Here is an 18908-nt window from a genome sequence, read left to right on the forward strand (position 1 = left end):
TATTCTATTTCATCATGGTGCATATTTCAGTTACTTATACAAACATTGATAAAGATATCAATGTTAACCTATTATTCAGATGGGGATTTCTGGGGAGAGGTTTATTCAATCACAAAATCTTTAACTCCATAATTCCATTCCTTTTTTTATGAGTGGGGAGGTTAAGTGGTATCGTGCTAATGCAGAGGAGACCTTTTCTCTCCTTGAAAGCAATAAGGAAGGCTTAAGCGAAGATGAAGCATCTTTCCGATTATCTACTTATGGGTACAATGAAGTTGAGGCAAAAAAGAAACATGGTCCACTGTATCTTTTTGCCAGGCAATTTGCAAGCCCGTTGATCTATGTGTTAATCGCTGCTGCAATAGTCACGTTCTTCTTAAATGAATATGCAGATACTGCTGTGATTGCCGGCGTGGTCCTGGCCAATGCAATAATTGGTTTTGTGCAGGAAAAAAAGGCTGAAAACGCTCTGGAATCCCTTGCCCGAATGATGCGTCCCGAAGCTACTGTACTGCGCAATGGGCAGCGCAAAGTCATCCCCAGTCGAGAACTGGTGGTAGGGGATGTGGTGCTCTTTGAGGCCGGTGCAAGGGTGCCTGCCGATGTAAGGCTTTTCCAGGTCAAGAACCTGCGTATCGATGAATCAGCTCTTACCGGCGAATCCATGGCTGTTGAAAAGAAAACCACAACCATCTCCGGTGAGGATGTACCACTTGCAGACCAGAAAAATATGGCTTTCTCAGCCACTCTTGTAACGCAGGGTGTTGGATATGGTGTGGTGGTGGCAACCGGGCCTCGTACCGAGATAGGCAAGATCTCAGAACTCATCAAGGAATCGGAAAGTCTTTCCACTCCCCTTATACGAAACATAAACCATCTGGGGAAATTACTCTTTGTTGTAATCCTCTTTGTTTCGGTCCTGACATTTATTATTGGACGTCTGCAGGGCTTTGAGAACCTGGAAATCTTTCTGGCTTCAGTGAGTCTTGCAGTTGCGGCTATTCCTGAAGGTTTGCCAGCTCTTATCACCATATCACTGGCCATAGGGGTAAAATCCATGGCATCAAAGAATGCCATCATAAGGAACCTGCCTTCAGTGGAAACATTGGGGTCAGCTACTGTAATATGCTCCGATAAGACAGGCACCCTGACTATGAACCAAATGACCGTAACAACCATATACACCTCTGAAGGCTGGTTTGAGGTTACAGGTGAAGGCTATTCGCCCAGAGGGGACTTTGCCAGCGAAGGAGTGCAAGTTTCCCCTTATGATTATGGTTCCTTGATGGAGACCCTCAAGGCAGGTTCCCTGTGTAACGATGCGTATCTGCGTGAAGAAGGAGGTGTTGTTGGTGATCCCACAGAAGGGGCATTGTTGGTATCCGCTTTGAAAGCATCGTCTTTCCATTTGCCTCGTATTGATTCACTGCCTTTTGAATCTGAAAAGCGATTTATGGCAACCCTGCATGAAAAGGATGAAAAATCCAATGTAATTTTTGTAAAAGGCTCACCTGAAACAATAATTAGGATGTGTTCCTCAAAGTACGGAGATGATGAGGCTTTTGATCCGAGCGAAATACTTGAAGCTGCTTCACAAATGGCATCTGAAGGCCTGCGGGTTATTGCCATGGCATACCGGGAAGTGGGAACTGACAGGAAAGAATTAAAGGAAGAGGATATCGATGATCTTATTTTCCTGGGGCTGCAGGGAATGCGTGATCCTCCCCGGGAAGAGGTCAAGGATGCCATCAAAAAATGTAATACAGCCGGTATCCGTGTAATCATGATAACGGGGGATCATGGACTCACAGGCCACAGTATCGCAAATCAACTTGGGATTACCACAGAAGGTGTACTTACAGGTTCAGAACTTGATAGCATGTCGGATGAGCACCTGCATGAAAAATTAGAACAGGTTTCTGTCTTTGCGCGTACTTCCCCGGAAAATAAATCACGTATTGTCAGGTTGCTGCAGGAGCAAGGAGAGGTTGTGGCTGTTACAGGTGATGGAATAAATGATGCACCAGCTCTCAAAAGGGCAGATATTGGAGTTGCAATGGGCAAATCCGGTACAGAGGTCGCCAAGGAGGCCTCGGACATGGTACTTGCAGATGATAATTTTGCTTCCATTGTAAATGCTGTGGAGGAAGGCAGGGATGTTTACGACAAAATCCAGAAGGTGATTTTATGGACGCTGCCCACCAATGCCGCTGAGGGGCTTGCTGTAATGGCTGCGGTGCTGCTGGGAATTACCAATCCTCCTCTATTGCCTCTACATATATTGTGGATTAATACTGTAACAGCAATCTGTCTGGGTGTACCAATTGTCTTTGAACCGAAGGAATCCCTGTTATTGAGAAGACATCCACGTCCTCCCGAAGAGCCGCTTTTACTGCCGGTTATAAAGCAAAGAATCGTTTTAGTTGCCCTTCTGATGGTAACAGCAACATTCCTGTTGTTCTTCTTTGAAATCAATGATCAGAAAACCTCAGTAGCTACAGCACAAACCATTGCGTTGAATACAATCGTATTCTTTGAGATTTTCTACCTTTTCAGTTCAAAATCCATTTATGAAAATATATTTGGCCGGCTATTTTCCAACATGTCAATGTTGGCCGGGGTGATTGTGGTAATCCTGCTACAATTGTTGATAACCTATAACCCGTTGATTAATAGTATCCTTGACACAGCACCTTTAAGACTCGTTGACTGGGTAATTATAGTAATAATTGCCAGTTCTGTGTTCTTTGTGATCGAAACAGAAAAGATGTTGCGTAAGCGCCAAAGCAGCAAGATTACCCGTTAAGGAAAGCATCAAGTCTTTCCATTCCTTTTTCTATATTTTCTAAACTGTTGGCATAAGAGAATCTAACGTGGCCTTCTCCGCAGGACCCAAAGTCGATTCCAGGTGTGATGGCCACTCCGGTTTCTTCCAGAACCTGTCTGCTGAATTCAAGTGAATTCCCGGTAAACTTACGTGCATCAGCCAGAATGTAGAAGGCACCATCTGGGGCGTAATTAACACCAAAACCGATATTTTTGAGTTTTTCCAGCATGTAAATACGACGTTTGTCATAGGTCTCAACCATTGATTTCACATGGTCCTGTGGACCTTTGAGCGCTGCAACTGCTGCGTGCTGGACAAAATTGTTGGCGCATATGAAAAAATTCTGCTGCATCTTCTGGATCAACCGGATCATGTTAGGGGGTACGATCATGTATCCCAGTCTCCAGCCGGTCATACAGTATTTTTTGGAAAAACCATTGAGTACGATTGCATTATCCGTGTATTCCAGTATGCTGTGGTCTTTTGCATCCCCGTAAACAAGTCCCTGGTAAATCTCATCGGAGATTATAGGAATCGTCCCTGCCACCTCAGCGATTGCCTGCATCTCTTTTGCTGGCATCAGGTAACCTGCAGGATTGGAAGGACTATTCATGAGAATAGCAGCTGTATCAGAATCAATATTTGCCGAGAGGTTATCAGAATTCAGGCAGTAGCCTTCTTCCTCTTTTGTAGGAACGAGGACTGCCTTGCCTCCAATGGCTTTGACGAAATTGGGATAACAGGCATAGTGGGGATTTGACATAGCGACCTTCATTCCTTCATCAACAAGAGCCATGAAACTCAACATCAAACCCGGGCTTGTGCCTGAAGTGACAACTACCTGAGAAGGATCGATATCAAGATCAAAACGTGTGTTGTAGTCGTCAGCTATTGCCTCTCTTAGTGCGGGTATCCCCTGGCTATGTGTGTAGGTTGTATTGCAGGCATCCAGGGCATTGCGGGCAGCTTCACATATATGTGGGGCGGTGGGGAAATCCGGTTCTCCAATCTCCAGATGAATAATACTTTTACCCTGTGCTTCGAGCTGCTGGGCCCTTTCCAGTACCTCCATAACGTAAAAAGGTGGTATGTTTGCTACTTTTTGGGATATCATGATAATGGTATGCTCTGTATTTGTTATTTAAACCTAACTTTTCAATCCCTTCGGGAAACCTGTTTCTGGATATGGACGGAGATAAAGATTTTATTTTTAATTAAATATATTTAACTATTTTTACAATAAATAAGACAAAATTTCATAGATACAGGAACTGTAAAAATTGTCTCACTTCTATAATGAAGTAAGGAATTCGCATATCCGAATCGAATTGCTTCCGGGATATCAGGTACATATATATAGCAAAAAAGAATAGGTATACCGTTATGTTTGGTGATACATAACGCGTAGTTGTCATAATCAGGATGAAACAATATTTGTCAATTCATAGAATAGGTCAAAATCATAATTTGTGAGAGGGTGTAGAATGAAGGATTCAATTTTAAAAGTTGTTGCAATATCTCTTTGCTGCATATTATGTCTCGGATGTGTTGGAAATCCAGAAAGCAAGATAAAAGATCAGGATTCAAGGAATAATAATCTTATTTCAGAAGGAAAGGTAAGCAATACTCCTCTCCTAGTCTACTGCGGAGCTGGGATGCGCCAGCCAATGGAGGATATTGGAGAATTGTTTGAAGATGAATACGGCATTGTTGTACAATACAATTATGCAGGTTCCAATACGCTCCTGACACAGATGGAACTCACAGGTGAAGGAGATATTTACATGCCCGGTGCAACCTATTATTTTGATGTTGCTTCCAAAAAAGGGCTGATTGATAATATAGATAAAGTCGCTTACCATGTACCTGTGATTGTGACACCAAAAGGAAACCCTGCAGAGATCGATAATTTAAGTGACTTCACAAATGAGGATACAAAAATAATACTTGGAGACCCTCAAGCCGCAGCCATAGGCGTTCTCTGCCAGAAAATGCTGACTAAAAAAGGAATATATGGCAATGTCGAGGAAAACGTCATTGCAAGAGGCGCCACTGTGAACGAACTTGTCACCTATGTTTCCTTGGCTCAGGCAGATGCATCCATAGTCTGGGAGGACCTTGTGATAAATGACGAGAGTTTCAATGTAGTCGAGATACCGAAAGAAGATAATATCGTAAAAATAATACCAATCGGTACACTCAATTTTTCCACAGATAAAGAAGCTGCAAACAAATTTGTAGATTTTATCGTTTCCAGTGAAGGGAAAGCAGTTTTTGAAAAATATGGATTTACCACCTATCCTGATGAAAAGTATGCATATTTAGAAAATAACTGAATTGGTTGAAATGTAAGTTATCCGTTAAATTGACGCAGGAGTTATTCTATGAAAAAGATAGGATTCAAGCAAATAACATTGCTTCTTATGCTTCTGCTTGTACTTTTTATTTTTGCACTAATTTTTGAAATAGTCACTCACTCCGATATCAGTAACCTTACTGCCAACATTGTCTCTCCAGAAATAAGATTTTCAATAAAACTCAGTCTTCTAACGGCTGCATTATCTACCCTTATGTGCATATTCGTTGCTATACCCGTTTCCTATGCACTTGCCAGGTATGATTTCCCTCTGAAAACACTTATCAACACAATACTTGATATGCCCCTTGCATTGCCTCCAATTGTGTCAGGACTTGGATTACTGCTGATTTTTGGGACATCTACTACCGGTCATTACCTTGCAAATATGGGACTTAAATTTGTATTCACGCCTGCTGGAATAATTATCGCCCAGTTCACCGTGAATATTTCACTGATGATAAGGATACTGCGTTCAACATTTGAAAGCATAAATCCAAGATATGAACATGTAGCCCAGACTTTGGGTTGCACACCTTTTCAGGCATTTATTAAAACAACATTGCCCCTTGCAAAGAACGGCATATTTGCAGGTTCCGTGATCACATGGGCAAAGGGAATGGGAGAATTTGGAGCTGTATTGATACTTGCAGGTGCCACCAGAATGAAAACTGAAACATTGCCCATTGCCCTCTACCTTAACATGTCCTCAGGAGAACTGGACCTTGCCATTGCAGCGGCTACAATATTGATATGTATATCAGGAATCACACTTTATCTATTTGAACGCAAGGGTGGAATGGCAACCCTATATTGAGCGGGGGTGTGCGGATAAAAGATGATAGAAACAAAAAACCTTTCAAGAAAAATTGGTAATTTCGCACTTGAAGCTGTAGATTTGAACATAGAGGAAGGGGAATATTTTTGCGTATTGGGGCCCACCGGCTCTGGTAAAACAATCCTTATGGAAACAATTGCAGGAATCTATAAACCTGATAATGGATCCATAATTATTAACGGAAAAGAAATAAGTTCCCAGCTTCCCAAAGAAAGGAACATCAGCATGGTTTATCAGGATTTCATGCTCTTTCCGAATATGGATGTGCGAAAGAACATTGAGTTTGGACTGCATTACAAAGGTTTTAAGAAATCACGAATTACAGAAATGGTCGAAAATACTGCTAAAATGCTTGGAATATCTCATCTGCTGGAAAGGCGGCCTTTAACATTAAGTGGTGGGGAGAAACAGAGGACTGCAATCGCAAGGGCAATTATCACCGAACCCGAATTATTGTTGCTTGACGAACCACTTTCATCACTTGACACAGGAACAAAGGACAGAATCGGACAGGAATTGTTAAGGATACATCAGTTGAAAAAGACAACAACTATTCACGTTACACATAGTTTTGAAGAGGCGTTTAGCCTCGCTGACCGAATAGCTGTCATGCATGATGGAAAAATCCTGCAGGTCGGCACAGCAGAAGAAGTTTTTAACAGGCCCAATTCCAGATTTATTGCCGACTTTGTGGGTGTGGAAAATCTGTTTCATGGTAAAGCATTCATTCAGGATAATCTTACAGAAATATATGTTAATGATCTTAAAATAATTTCAAGCACTCTTAAATCAGGAGATGTGAGTATTTCTATTAGGCCGGAAAACATACTGGTTTCGATAAACCCAATTGAATCCAGTGCCCGGAATTCATTTTCAGGTGTACTTACCCAAGCTACAAGAATGAAATCAATTGTTAACGTTATCATCAATGCTGGAATACCCTTCCGGGTAGTACTTACTAAAAGAACATATGATGATATGGAACTTTCAATTGGAAGGGAAGTCTATCTGACTTTCAGTGCGTCTGCCGTGCATATAATCTAATTCTTAAAAATAAAAAAAGGAATCAGTGCCATGTAAAAGTATATAAAATGACAAAGAATACACTGCTATCTTTATTTTTCAATTAGATTTTTAACGTTACTTATATTCAAAAACATGTCCGTTGAATTCCCTGGCATCCTCGCGTGCTGCATAACATATTTGTTCTCTGAGGTCAGGTATTGCGGAGAGGACTCTTGTCCAGTCTGGCAACAACATATCATGGGGGTTATCGAGATATTCTTCCCCGGATTTCATGATTACCTTTGAGAACATATCCACATAAGTTTCCTCTTCGTGGCGATTAAAGTTGAGGTCATTGAAAAGGGCATCCGTATAATATTTCCTAATAAGGTCCTGTCCTCTTCTCTTATATTTCACCTGTATACTATGCAAAAGTGGATGGGATATGGGAGTACTTGATGATTCTGTGATTATACGTAGAAGTGTTGAGAAAATATCGCCGGTCATTTTGCAGAGGCCTTCAGTGCGGTCCTGGCCAAGTTCTTTATGTTTATGATCGTAAAATCCAAGGTCTGTCTGGCATACCCTCTTGAAAGTGGCATTGCGGTAGACTTCTGCAAGCAATCCGACTTCAAGTCCCCAATCGGCCGGGATTCTTATATTGAGCGCAAGATCGCTTGTCATTGCAAATTCACCGGAGAGGGTGTAGCGGAAAGATCTGAAATAGTCCAGGATTTCTGAATCACATCGCAGTTCCTTGTGTAGGGTATCCATCAAGGGCTGGACAAAAAGACGATAAACACGTCCATGCATAGTTTTTTTGTCCAGGTTCACTCTTGCATAATAACCTTTGTTGAAAAAGAAATTCAGATCACGGCTGACTATAGGGTAAAGAAGTTTTAACGGAATGGCAGGTGTATAATTGACAATATCCGCATCATGCAGGGCAATTGCATAAGAATTCAGGCTGGCAACACCCAGGCCCAACCAGGCATCCATACCCTTGCCCCGGAAACCTGTAAGGTCAAGATCAATCTCTTTCATCTCATCAATGATCTTTTGGACCCTTTTGCCATTACACCATATGAGCATATGGTCGGTTTTTAACTGGCTGAAAAATTGTGCAGCTTTTCTGTATTCTTCAGGATTATCAGCTGCCATTGGAATAATTATCTGTTTAACACAGTCACATTTATTTAATGCCTCCACGATTTGCTGGAGGGGAAGTTTTTCGACTTCCTCGTATAATATCGGTATGATCAGGCAAGTAGGTCGCTTTTGTTCAAGTTGCTTGATTTTTTCTTCAAGTTTATTGATATCAATGCAAAAATCATGTATTGTAGTAATATCCTCTTGATGAAAATCCATTTAATACCCCCATTTATGGATTATGTTTTGTACTATGAATATATTTTTGTTATCCTGATTCACCCCCTCCATAAAGTTGAATCAGTGATTGGACGTCTATTCATAATTCCATTTTTGCTCTATATAATGGAGCCAAAAAATTTATAGTTTTCTATTTCCCTGCAATCTCCAATAAGAAAGGCGCAGAATATAAATTTGCCAGTTATATCACGTCAGTATTTCAGAAAAGTATGATAGTAGATTGCATTGGATATATGGTTGTAAATTCTACAAAGTTGAACTTTCGTGCTGTCCTTTTTGAATGATTATATGTAATAGATAATAAGTATTTTATACTACGAATAACCTTATATTTGTATTTATATTTAATATCTGGCGTGGTCAGGAGCACACTATAAATGGAAGGAATGGCGGCAGAAAAATGGTTTCAGCTTGGTTTTCATGCCGAATATCCTGAAGACAAGATTCGTTGCTACTCACGCGTTCTCGAAGTGGAAAAAGATTCTCTTATCTGGGATAACGAAGCGATTGCTCTTGTATGGACAAATAAAGGTATAGCTCACAGTGATCTGACAGAATACCAGGAAGCTATTCGTTGTTTTGATAATGCTCTTGAACTTAATGGGAATAATCCCGATATCTGGTACAATAGAGGCATAGTTTATTCCTAGTTGAAATAGCCAGAAAAAGCGATTGAATGTTTTGACAGATCCATCGGGATTGATCCAGATTATGATAATGCATGGCTGAATAAAGGCATGATGTTCTGTAGTATGGAAAAATATGAAGAGGCCCTTATGTGTTATGAACATATAAATGTCAGGGAAACTGATTCTTCTGAAAAGAGAACCATTTTGTGGAACTGTCGGGGGATATCACATTTCTTAAAAGGAGCATATGATGAAGCGACACGATGTTTTTCTCATGTATTAAATCTTGATCCGGAGTGTGAAGAAGCAAAAAATTACCTGAAAAAAGCAATATCCCTCCTTAATCAGCAAAAAAAACAAACATCCAATTACTAAGGACCCATTATTTGTGTTTAATTTTATATATGTGAAATCCCAATATCTCTACGATCATACTACCAATTTATGAAGAGGGATGGAAATACTGGGTAATTTAAAAAACTCTATACGTCATTCTGTATTGCCATTTGCATCCAGGATCCCCCTTTCTCCCGACACCATCACATACCTTGGGCTTTTTGTAAGTTTTCTGGCAGCTTTTGAATTCGCAAAAGGCGATCTTTTATACGGTGCCCTTTTTTTAATTCTTGGAGGGGTACTTGATGTTTTAGATGGGGCCGTTGCACGTGTAAGTGGTACAACATCGGCTTTTGGGGGGGTACTTGATTCGGTATGTGATCGTTATGCAGATGCTATTGTTTTTGCAGGCTTGATTTATGGTTTTATAAACAACACAATCCAAGGGAGCGGATTTTTTATAGAAGGGTGGATTTGGTGTATGTTTGCAATGATCGGTTCATATCTTGTCAGTTACACACGTGCACGTGCCGAAGCGGCAGGTGCATCCAAACTTGATATAGGGGTGGCAGAAAGATCAGAAAGAATTATAATTCTGATCATCGGCGCCCTTTCAGGTTTCCTCCTGCAGGCACTTGCACTTATTGCAATCCTGACCCATATTACTTTTATACAGCGGGTAATGGGGGCAAAACAGCGTCTATAGAAGAGATTATATAACACATCATTTATGTCTAGGTTGGACTACTTTACAATCACAGCTGAGGATTATTATGCTATATGAGGCAGAAGTCACCATCAATCTAAAGGCCGGTATGCTGGACCCTGAAGGAACTACCATTAAGCGTGCTCTGGGACACCTGGGCTATAATACAGAGAGTGTTAAAAGCACCAAAAGGTATGTCATTGAACTTAATGCAGAATCAGAAGAAAATGCCCGTGGACTTGTTGACCAAATGTGTCAGAAACTGATTGCAAACCCTATCATTCACGATTACTCGATTGACCTGAGGGAAATAGAATGACCGTTGCCATCATACAGTTCGGTGGAAGCAATTGTGATAATGATGTCCTGCATGTCTTGCAGGATGTACTTGGAATCGAAGCCGAACTTGTCTGGTATAAAGAGGAAAAACTCGATGGCTATGAGGCCGCTGTAATCCCGGGTGGTTTCTCATATGGTGACTATCTGCGATCAGGTGCTATTGCTTCAAGGACACCTATTATGGATGCCGTGAGAAAACTGGCTGATGATGGCAAGTCAGTGATGGGGATATGCAACGGTTTCCAGATACTCACTGAATCAGGTCTGCTTGATGGCGCCCTCACAACAAACAGTTATCCCAAGTTCAAATGTGAATGGTCGTATCTGAGGGTGGAAAATACGAATACGCCTTTTACTTCAAAGTATGACAAAGGTCAGATAATCCGCATCCCGATTGCCCATAAGGATGGCAAATACTACCATAATGACGCATCCCTGCAACAGCTGGAGGATAACAATCAGGTTGTATTCAGATATGTAGATGAAAACGGCAATCCCACCGAAGCTGTCAACCCAAACGGTTCACGTAATAACATTGCAGGCATCACAAATAGAACGGGCAATGTACTGGGTATGATGCCACATCCCGAAAGAGCATCGGAGACAATTATAGGTTCTGATGATGGTCTTTTGATGTTTAAGTCGATGGTTGAAACTGGCCGGAAATAATCATTTGCTTCCTTTTATTTTTGCAGCGGTTTTCCAGGAATGCCTGACAAAATCAGGTAAATTTCCATTTTTATCCATCCACTCCTGAAGGAATTTTTTGGTTTTGGGATCTGATGGATAACCGCTTCCAAAATCTTCATTGATAGCTGTTTTGATATTTCCGATAAGCTCATCTCTTCTGACTTTTGCAATAATGGATGCTGCAGATACTATCGGGTATATGTCATCGGCACGATGCTCGGAAATAATTTCTGGACTTTTTTCTCCTTCATGTTTCTTTTCATATGCAGCAAGAAGTCTATTGCCGAACCTTTCTGCGTTCACGTCTGCAGCATCTACATATGCCAGATCGGGTTTCAGGTTTTCGAGGACACTAGAAAAACCCCTTACCATGATATCATTCATGCTCATTATGTTGCGTAGTTCATCTATCTGGCAGGCTTCTATTTCCTGAATAAAGATCCCATCGGCATATTTACGTATTTGGCGGGCGAGATTTTCCCTTTTTTTAGGGGACAGTTTTTTTGAGTCAGCCACACCCAGGTTCTTCAGGGCGTTTATGTTTGATTCATCTATAATAACACCGGCAACACACATTGATCCGATTACCGGTCCTTTGCCAGCTTCATCGATTCCTGCAATTTTCATAGTTATCCTCATCTTCAGATAAACAAAGTAAAGATAGCATATGCAATTGTCATCATCACTATTGAATGTTTCAATCCGGCAAGGACTTTTCCTTCACCCATTGCTCCTGCCATCAGGCCGGAACTCAGTCCCTGTATCAGACAGGCATGTTTGAATAATCTCGTATACTCATCCAGGTTAAAACTCGAAAGGAAACTTCCCTGTGTTCCAGAAGCAGCCATTTTTGCACCCGCATCTGCCATTTCTGTCAGGAAGGTAGTGGATATTACATAGATAACACCTACAAAGACAAGAAAAGCAATGTAGATAATCACTATATAAATCATCATGCTCATTGAACGTTCCCGTTTCATATCCTGTTCAGATGATGCATCACGTGATGCTACAAGTAAAACCTGGCCTATATCTCCACTGGACTCATTGGCCTTGGTAATAAGGGTAAATGACCTTGCCACAACCTGCGTCCTCAGTCGGTTTGCAAACCTGACAAGACTGTCATTTATATTTACTCCCCAGGAAATATCCCTCCATACCTTTTTTATTTCCTTGCTGAGAGTATCAGTCTCCTTTCTTGACATAAGCTTTATTGAATCCTGTAAGGTCATCCCGGTTTCATTAGTGCTGGCCAGTTTTTTCAACAGGTCCGGAATATTTTGTTCCAGCTTCTTCTTGCGCCGATTTTTCTTTTCATAGAATATTGTCAGGGGGGCAACTGTTGCAAAAAATCCAAATACAAGATAATCATCGATAAAATCAATTATCCCGGTGGGTAATCCGCCATCATTCATATTGAGCAGGAGAGGAATTATTATTATACATGCACCAATCGGGCCCGTTATAATCAGTGTATATTCGGGCTTTTCAAGCATTGGCTTTAAAGGATTCCTTATATATTTCTTATATTGAAGGCCCTTTTTTGATTTGATGAAACTTTCAAAATATCCGCGTTTTTGTACTTTGTCCTCATTTTCATCTATAACTTCCCCGTTTTCGTCATAAACCGGCTGGAGATGTAGGGGTACTTCGGGAATTCCGTGATCATATGTATCATTGGTCTTGAGTAACTTTGGTTCCCCGAGCTCGCCAGGTGTTATTATGCTTATCATAACAACAAACATGAGGGAACCGATGGGTAGGACAGCATATATGATTGCATACACCATTGACTTTGAACCGGAACCCATTATTATCATCATAACTCCCATTATTATTATAAACAGTGGGCCGGCCACAAATGCAGTTACATATGATTCAGAAAGCAACGCCAGTGTTTCCAGGAAACCTTTCTGGTCCACCATACTTTTCTGCAAATACTGGTCTGATTTATCCTGGAAATATTTTGCAATATCTCCTCCACTATCTATAATTGTAACAAGATTGTATATCAAATCCTGAAACCGGTCTGAAGGGGTAGTGCTGGATATATTTGTCAGTGCGGTTCTGATGTCATGTCCGAAATATTCCATATCCTTCACAATGGTATCGACTTCAACAGCCACTTCCCCATAGGTATCTTCCGCTTTTGCAAGGGATTTGAATACATCCAGGATATTCATCCCGCCCCTTGTTAATGCGTACATAAAAGTTACTGCATAGGGGAGCTGTTGATCGATATTATTTTTCCTTTCGCCAGCCTGGAATGCAGGATAAAACATGAAAAGAACATAAGTTATACCTCCCAGCACAAGTGTCAGGAAAACTACAATAAAAAAGCCTATTATAATATCCCTGTAGGCCAGTAACCATTCAAAAGATGAATTGATCTGAATGCCGGTGAGCTGATCAGGTAATCCTATGATCGTGAAAATAAGATACGCAAATAAAAGTCCCAGCAATGCCCCAAAAAACCCGGCAACAACAGAATAAAATATCCCTGCTGATACATACATCTCATAAGACACAGGAATTCGTGCCTGTTTGAGCTGGAGCTGAAGGTTTGAATAACTGTCGCCTTTTTCCTTAACCCTTTCTCCCAGCAAGGCAAAAGGAATTTTTCTGGCAAGTTCAAAAACAATCTGACCATAATCTTTCTCTGAATTGCTTTTCCTGTTTAACTTGAAGCGTGTTTTCAAATGTCTGAAAGAATTTGTTATTTTTTGTTTGAGCGATATTTTATTGGTTTGAGTCAGGCGGGATGTTTTATTGACAGGATTCGCAGATTTCCCGGTTGAATTAGATTCAACTGGGGCGTCATTTTCTTCAGTTTGTGATCCATCCAAGCTTATCCCACCACTTTCATTTATCCATTCCAAATCTGGTAAGGGTCTTTTCAGGTGTTGCCTGGTACTCTTTAATGATGGTAGCAATCTCTTTAAAGTCCCTTATGCCATTGTCCAACATATATTCAAGTATATCTTGCCGGGTTTGCAGTTCTCGCTTTATATCTTCTTCTTTCCAGCCTCTTCGTAGCTTTATATCATTCAATGCTTTGGATTTGCCTGTATGCCTGAAGGAATCAGTAGATGAATCCCAGGTAAATATGTCGTTGGTTCGAATATTGCGAGTATTTGGATCTATATCGGTGATCTCCACAAGCTTCAGGTTCCTCCTGACACGTTTGCCTGCTGAAAATGTCTGTGCCTGAATACTCATTATGTCAAGGGCCTGGATCATATTCCTGGGTACACTTATAGGAGGATTCTCCAGCCTGTGAATTGCCGATGACACAGAATCAGCATGCATCGTGGAGAATGTGGTATGGCCTGTAGACATTGCCTGGAACAACGTCAGTGCCTCTTTGCCCCTCACCTCACCTACAAGCAGGTACTCGGGTCTCTGTCTCAAAGCCGCTTTCAGCAGGTCGTACATGTCAACAGCTCCCCTTTCATCTGCTGTAAATGAATCCCTGGTTACTCCCGGTATCCAATTAATGTGCGGCAATTTAAGTTCCCTTGTATCCTCAAGGGAAATGATTTTTGCCTTTTCTGGTATGAAGAGGGAGACTGCATTCAATGATGAAGTCTTACCTGAAGCCGTGCCTCCTGCATATATAAGGCTCTTATTATTTTCAATACACAGCCACAGGTATGCCATTCCTGCTGCAGAGAAGGTGCCCCACTCAAGAAGGTCAATTGGTGTAATCGGGGTTTCACTGAATTTACGGATGGTGAATGTACTGCCGTGAGTGGTTACAGTTGTACCCAGAGTCATCTGGATACGGGACCCATCAGGCATTGTAGCATCTATCATTGGCTCGGCTACAGATATATGTTTACCACTTTTTTGAGCAAGCTGGATTATAAAAGAATTGAGTTCATCTTCATCAAAGTAGATATTAGTTGAAATATTGCTGTATTTTTTGTGGTAGAGAAAAACAGGCTTATCATGTCCATTACCTGATATATCTTCTATTCCATCGTCATACATCAGTGGATCTATTTTCCCCAGTCTGACAAAATCCCTTTTTACATAATAAATGATTTTTCCCAACATCAGAGGGGTAAATTTTATAGCATAATCCGTAAGGATGATCAGTATCTTATCTTCCAGTATCTTTTCTTTGTCCGCCAGTCTGTCAATATTTTCCACGAGTAAAACATCACGCAAACGATCCTTTATTTCTGTCAGGAAAACTTCTTCAAATTCATCCAATTTTGGCTCAACGATCTGGTACAGATAATCATTGAGGAGTTCATTATAAAGAATAACTACAAAACAAAATGGCTCATCAAGCCAATATCTCTCAATTTCTTCATAATTTGCTATCCCTTCAAAATATGTAATGGGACCATGGATAGCAGGGTCATACTGTTCGATTGGTTCTATTTCTCTTTCAAGGAGATTACGTATTTTCTGGACGAAATTAATATTTTTGAAACTCTTTTTTATTTTAGTTTGTGAATCAGTCTCTTCGCCTGATTCTTTATTTTCCTCTTCCAGCTCCTTTTCCAATAAATTTTCCGTGTCATCAGTTGCAGTAGGAGCTTGAGATAAGGACGTCTTCATCATACCGCTGTCATTTAGGTCTTCAGATTCATCGGATTCAGTTGTTTTTTCCTGTATTTCTTCAATATCTTTGTCAGCAGTTTCGTTTTCTGGATGTGGAGTGAAGAGATTTGGCAAACTTTCTTTAGAATAGGACGTATTTGATTCTCCACCGGATAGTTTACTTTGGTTTTCATTATTTTCGTTTGCAGACGGATTATCTCTACGTATTGTTTTTTCACCTTTGGAAGGTGTGAAAATAATTTCATCCTGTTTTTCTTTAACAAACAAGGTATCTTTTTGAGAGGATTTTTCATTTTTACGGAAGGATCCGGGTTTGAAAAGTTTTGGTTCTATCACTCCCGATTCTTCTTGCTTGCCAGTGGATGAGTTTTTATTGTTCTTTGAATTATCTCTCTTGCTTGAATAATCCATGCCCCTTTTTACGGAATCTTCATCACTCATTTTGTCACCGGAAATTAATATTATTTATGGGTATTATGGGCCTAAATGCAGTGTACATATATATCATTAATAATATTATAATCATTATTATAGTTATGGATATCACTCTCCTCTGTCCTATCCATGAAAAACATTAAATCTTAGATACCCATTACTTTCCAAGCATACAGACCAACTTTACGGAAGATCCCCATGCCCATTATAACACTGGATTATGAAGACCTTGAAAAACTTACAGGTACTGACCGGGATAGCATAATAGATAGGGTTCCCATGATCGGAGCAGATATCGAACGTCTTGAAGAGAAATCCATTGATATCGAATTCTTCCCCGACCGTCCCGACCTATATAGTGTCGAAGGTGTTTCCAGAGCAATGCGTGGGTTTATGGATATCGAAACAGGGCCTGTAATATATGATATTAATGATTCAGATGTTGAAATATCTCTGGATGAAGATATAAATAATATCCGTCCTGTGCTTGCTTGTGCGATTGTCCGCGGAGTCAAATTCACCGAATCCTCAATAAAATCCCTGATGGACCTGCAGGAATCCCTGCATTGGGGATTGGGGAGAGATCGTAAGAAAGTATCCATCGGAGTTCATGACCTCTCCGGGATCAAACCACCTTTCAAGTATATCGGTGCGGACCCATCAGTGGAATTTGTTCCTCTCGATTTCACCGAACCCATGAACCTGGCAGACATTCTTGAAAAACATCCCAAAGGCACACGTTTTGCCCATCTTCTTGACGGCTATTCAAAATATCCCCTTATACTTGATGCTAAGGATCAGGTGCTTTCCTTCCCACCTATTATAAACGGAACGCTAACAATGGTGGACAAAAATACCACCGATCTTTTCATAGATGTAACAGGCCTGAGCGCGGAGGTTTATACAGCCCTTAACATTGTTGTGGCTGCACTTGCCGATCGAGGAGGCAGGATTGAATCTGTTAAGATCAATTATCCCGACGGGGAATCAAAAATAACTCCTGATCTCTCACCGGAAAAACATATTATTTCAATGGATGAAGTAAAATCCCTTGTTGGTATGGACTTCACATCAGAGGAAGTGGCAGGCCATTTGAGAAAAATGCGCTATGCAGCATCACCTGCAGACACCAATACAGTGGAGATAGAAATTCCTCCCTACAGGGCAGATATTCTGCACAATTATGACATTATTGAAGACATTGCAATTTCAGTAGGTTTTGACAACATTGAGGCAATATTCCCGTCCACTTCCACAACAGGTGAGGCACACCCCCTTTCCCTGCTGCAGGATAGTATCAGGGAGATTATGGTTGGATTGGGATATTCTGAAGTGATGCCGTTCACCCTTACCAGTGAGAAGGTGCATTTTGATAATATGAGAAGGGCACATACAGAAGATGTGACACCTGTAATGCATCCCATCAGTGAAGATCAGACAATGATACGCACGACCCTTCTGCCCAACCAGCTGGAAATTCTTTCCCTGAACCAGCATCATGAACTGCCTCAGCGCATATTTGAGGTCGGTGAGGCTATCGTAAATTGTGCAAATAAACTGCATCTGGCAGCTACTTCTATCCATGCTCTGGCAAATTTCGAGGAAATAAGAGAAATCGTTGATTCAATGATGATGGAGCGAAACATCCCTTATTCAGTCAAGCCATCAGAAGACCCGGCATTTATTGAAGGCAGGAGAGTAGATATTTTGGTAAACGATACAAAAGTGGGTGTAATGGGCGAAATTCATCCGCAAGTCATACTCAATTTCGGGCTTGGACAACCGGTTGTAGGTTTTGAAATAAACCTGGATGAATAACTAACTGATATTTAATTACTATTTAGTAGAGAACGGGCCCGCCGCGATTCGAACACGAGTCAATGGGTTTCTTCGTACCTATTTTAGGTAACATCGAAGCCCATCAGGATATCCTGGCTACCCCACGGGCCCGCAGGAAGCAGCCTTATCATAGTGATAACGTCTATTAAACTTTTCTATAGCGGCATTTAGAAACTGATACGATATTGCAACAATACAGCAACTACTATAAGCATCAATCCGAATATTTTTTTGAAATATTTTCTGGAAAGGGTTTCAAGATTCCATTTTGAGGTATACATAATCCGGGAGCCAAACTGGCTTCCAATCAGTGAGACAGTAGCAAATAGAATCATTGTAGTACCAGAAATTTCGATGTTGTTTAGATGGGAGAGCAGGCCGGACAGTGAAGAGATCATTACAATTAGCGATGAAGTGGCAGGTGCCTCCCTTATCCCGTATCCAAGACCAAGGAGCAGAGGCACCACGAAAGTTCCGCCCCCGATACCCAGCATTCCCGCGGATATTCCTACCGCAATACCCACAAGCGACCCCAAAAACAGTCTCCTGTGGGTTGCTGGGTCTGATATGTATGCTTGTTTTTTGCCATTAATGAGCATGCTTAATCCGACAAGAACTATTACAACACTGAAAATAAAGAGAATTGTCTCCTCAGAAACTCTCATGCCAATATGTGTTCCAATTGGTGCTCCGATTACTGAAAAGATAAGGAAAGGAATTGCGGTATGAAAATCTATCATTTTCTTTTTCAGGTATGTAAATGAAGCTGAACCGGCTGTGGTCACATTAAGCAGAAGGGCAAGCGGAATTGCTATTCTCAGGTCAATCCCAATCCAGTAAAAGAGGGGTACATATATTACTGCCCCTCCAATTCCCAATAATGCAAAAATGGAGGAAAGTCCCAGGATAAGGAGTGCAAGAAGAAAAGGATCTACAGCCATTAT

General features: G+C 41.0%; 16 protein-coding genes and 1 tRNA gene. 10 read left to right on the forward strand and 7 right to left on the reverse strand.

The genetic code is table 11. From position 1 onward, the window contains the following. The first annotated feature begins 148 nt into the window (after window positions 1-148). A complete protein-coding gene (locus BHR79_RS07060) occupies window positions 149-2806 on the forward strand; it encodes a cation-translocating P-type ATPase (RefSeq protein ID WP_072561687.1) in 2658 nt (885 codons plus the stop codon). Here BHR79_RS07060 and BHR79_RS07065 read toward each other — a convergent pair. Beyond that, window positions 2796-3941 carry a pyridoxal phosphate-dependent aminotransferase gene (locus BHR79_RS07065; protein ID WP_072561688.1) on the reverse strand — a complete coding sequence of 382 codons (1146 nt, stop codon included), beginning with the start codon at window positions 3939-3941 and terminating at the stop codon, window positions 2796-2798. The two genes, BHR79_RS07060 and BHR79_RS07065, sit on opposite strands and share 11 nt — an antisense overlap. A 370-nt stretch (window positions 3942-4311) precedes the next feature. On the opposite strand from BHR79_RS07065, the gene modA reads away from it, so the two are divergent. The 3 genes from modA to BHR79_RS07080 are packed head-to-tail and all read left to right on the forward strand — an operon-like array spanning window position 4312 to window position 7065. Further along, window positions 4312-5163: a molybdate ABC transporter substrate-binding protein gene (gene modA, locus BHR79_RS07070; RefSeq protein WP_072561689.1), complete on the forward strand. Its 852-nt coding sequence runs from the start codon at window positions 4312-4314 to the stop codon at window positions 5161-5163. A gap of 48 nt (window positions 5164-5211) precedes the next feature. After that, a complete protein-coding gene (locus BHR79_RS07075) occupies window positions 5212-6000 on the forward strand; it encodes an ABC transporter permease (protein WP_072561690.1) in 789 nt (262 codons plus the stop codon). A gap of 21 nt (window positions 6001-6021) precedes the next feature. Beyond that, window positions 6022-7065, forward strand: coding sequence for an ABC transporter ATP-binding protein (locus tag BHR79_RS07080; RefSeq protein WP_072561691.1), 1044 nt, complete (start codon window positions 6022-6024; stop codon window positions 7063-7065). A 96-nt stretch (window positions 7066-7161) separates the two neighbouring features. Here BHR79_RS07080 and gpgS read toward each other — a convergent pair whose 3' ends face one another. Beyond that, complete coding sequence (gpgS, locus tag BHR79_RS07085) at window positions 7162-8394, reverse strand: glucosyl-3-phosphoglycerate synthase (RefSeq protein WP_072561692.1); 1233 nt, start codon at window positions 8392-8394, stop codon at window positions 7162-7164. A gap of 398 nt (window positions 8395-8792) precedes the next feature. Here gpgS and BHR79_RS07090 point away from each other — a divergent pair, with 398 nt between their 5' ends. The 5 genes from BHR79_RS07090 to purQ all read left to right on the forward strand — a co-directional run bounded on the left by BHR79_RS07090 (window position 8793) and on the right by purQ (window position 11094). Further along, window positions 8793-9065 carry a tetratricopeptide repeat protein gene (locus BHR79_RS07090; protein WP_072561693.1) on the forward strand — a complete coding sequence of 91 codons (273 nt, stop codon included), beginning with the start codon at window positions 8793-8795 and terminating at the stop codon, window positions 9063-9065. A 102-nt stretch (window positions 9066-9167) separates the two neighbouring features. Then, window positions 9168-9419: a tetratricopeptide repeat protein gene (locus BHR79_RS07095; protein ID WP_072561694.1), complete on the forward strand. Its 252-nt coding sequence runs from the start codon at window positions 9168-9170 to the stop codon at window positions 9417-9419. A 79-nt stretch (window positions 9420-9498) separates the two neighbouring features. Then, window positions 9499-10086, forward strand: coding sequence for a CDP-alcohol phosphatidyltransferase family protein (locus BHR79_RS07100; RefSeq protein ID WP_200796366.1), 588 nt, complete (start codon window positions 9499-9501; stop codon window positions 10084-10086). Window positions 10087-10153: 67 nt separating this feature from the next. Then, window positions 10154-10405: a phosphoribosylformylglycinamidine synthase subunit PurS gene (gene purS, locus BHR79_RS07105; protein WP_072359950.1), complete on the forward strand. Its 252-nt coding sequence runs from the start codon at window positions 10154-10156 to the stop codon at window positions 10403-10405. Then, window positions 10402-11094: a phosphoribosylformylglycinamidine synthase I gene (gene purQ, locus BHR79_RS07110; RefSeq protein ID WP_072561695.1), complete on the forward strand. Its 693-nt coding sequence runs from the start codon at window positions 10402-10404 to the stop codon at window positions 11092-11094. Before purS ends, purQ begins: the two co-directional genes overlap by 4 nt. Here purQ and rnhB read toward each other — a convergent pair whose 3' ends face one another. From rnhB to BHR79_RS07125, 3 genes are read right to left on the reverse strand one after another with little or no spacing between them, the layout of a single operon-like run. Further along, window positions 11095-11742, reverse strand: a complete 648-nt coding sequence (gene rnhB / locus BHR79_RS07115) for a ribonuclease HII (protein ID WP_072561696.1) — start codon at window positions 11740-11742, stop codon at window positions 11095-11097. It abuts the gene before it with no gap. Window positions 11743-11756: 14 nt separating this feature from the next. After that, window positions 11757-13961: a type II secretion system F family protein gene (locus BHR79_RS07120; protein WP_234970436.1), complete on the reverse strand. Its 2205-nt coding sequence runs from the start codon at window positions 13959-13961 to the stop codon at window positions 11757-11759. A 16-nt stretch (window positions 13962-13977) separates the two neighbouring features. Continuing rightward, a complete protein-coding gene (locus BHR79_RS07125; protein ID WP_072561697.1) occupies window positions 13978-16131 on the reverse strand; it encodes a type II/IV secretion system ATPase subunit in 2154 nt (717 codons plus the stop codon). 192 nt (window positions 16132-16323) lie between these two features. On the opposite strand from BHR79_RS07125, the gene pheT reads away from it, so the two are divergent. Beyond that, on the forward strand, window positions 16324-17943 hold the full coding sequence (pheT, locus tag BHR79_RS07130; RefSeq protein ID WP_072561698.1) for a phenylalanine--tRNA ligase subunit beta: 1620 nt from the start codon (window positions 16324-16326) through the stop codon (window positions 17941-17943). A 33-nt stretch (window positions 17944-17976) separates the two neighbouring features. Here the strand turns inward: pheT and BHR79_RS07135 are convergent. Then, window positions 17977-18075, reverse strand: a tRNA-Arg gene (locus tag BHR79_RS07135). Window positions 18076-18131: 56 nt separating this feature from the next. Continuing rightward, entirely contained in the window at window positions 18132-18905 is a 774-nt protein-coding gene (locus tag BHR79_RS07140; protein ID WP_072561699.1) for a sulfite exporter TauE/SafE family protein, read from the reverse strand. Window positions 18906-18908: the final 3 nt, after the last annotated feature.

It is taken from the genome of Methanohalophilus halophilus (assembly GCF_001889405.1).
GTDB classification, from domain to species: domain Archaea; phylum Halobacteriota; class Methanosarcinia; order Methanosarcinales; family Methanosarcinaceae; genus Methanohalophilus; species Methanohalophilus halophilus.

What these genes read in the sequence shown, in the direction of transcription:
- purQ (WP_072561695.1), top strand. Translation starts at nt 10,402, where the DNA reads ATGACCGTTGCCATCATACAGTTCGGTGGAAGCAATTGTGATAATGAT.
- rnhB (WP_072561696.1), bottom strand. Translation starts at nt 11,742, where the DNA reads ATGAAAATTGCAGGAATCGATGAAGCTGGCAAAGGACCGGTAATCGGA.
- BHR79_RS07060 (WP_072561687.1), top strand. Translation starts at nt 149, where the DNA reads ATGAGTGGGGAGGTTAAGTGGTATCGTGCTAATGCAGAGGAGACCTTT.
- BHR79_RS07080 (WP_072561691.1), top strand. Translation starts at nt 6,022, where the DNA reads ATGATAGAAACAAAAAACCTTTCAAGAAAAATTGGTAATTTCGCACTT.
- BHR79_RS07100 (WP_200796366.1), top strand. Translation starts at nt 9,499, where the DNA reads ATGGAAATACTGGGTAATTTAAAAAACTCTATACGTCATTCTGTATTG.
- purS (WP_072359950.1), top strand. Translation starts at nt 10,154, where the DNA reads ATGCTATATGAGGCAGAAGTCACCATCAATCTAAAGGCCGGTATGCTG.
- BHR79_RS07065 (WP_072561688.1), bottom strand. Translation starts at nt 3,941, where the DNA reads ATGATATCCCAAAAAGTAGCAAACATACCACCTTTTTACGTTATGGAG.
- modA (WP_072561689.1), top strand. Translation starts at nt 4,312, where the DNA reads ATGAAGGATTCAATTTTAAAAGTTGTTGCAATATCTCTTTGCTGCATA.
- BHR79_RS07095 (WP_072561694.1), top strand. Translation starts at nt 9,168, where the DNA reads ATGGAAAAATATGAAGAGGCCCTTATGTGTTATGAACATATAAATGTC.
- BHR79_RS07140 (WP_072561699.1), bottom strand. Translation starts at nt 18,905, where the DNA reads ATGGCTGTAGATCCTTTTCTTCTTGCACTCCTTATCCTGGGACTTTCC.
- BHR79_RS07125 (WP_072561697.1), bottom strand. Translation starts at nt 16,131, where the DNA reads ATGAGTGATGAAGATTCCGTAAAAAGGGGCATGGATTATTCAAGCAAG.
- BHR79_RS07090 (WP_072561693.1), top strand. Translation starts at nt 8,793, where the DNA reads ATGGAAGGAATGGCGGCAGAAAAATGGTTTCAGCTTGGTTTTCATGCC.
- BHR79_RS07075 (WP_072561690.1), top strand. Translation starts at nt 5,212, where the DNA reads ATGAAAAAGATAGGATTCAAGCAAATAACATTGCTTCTTATGCTTCTG.
- pheT (WP_072561698.1), top strand. Translation starts at nt 16,324, where the DNA reads ATGCCCATTATAACACTGGATTATGAAGACCTTGAAAAACTTACAGGT.
- gpgS (WP_072561692.1), bottom strand. Translation starts at nt 8,394, where the DNA reads ATGGATTTTCATCAAGAGGATATTACTACAATACATGATTTTTGCATT.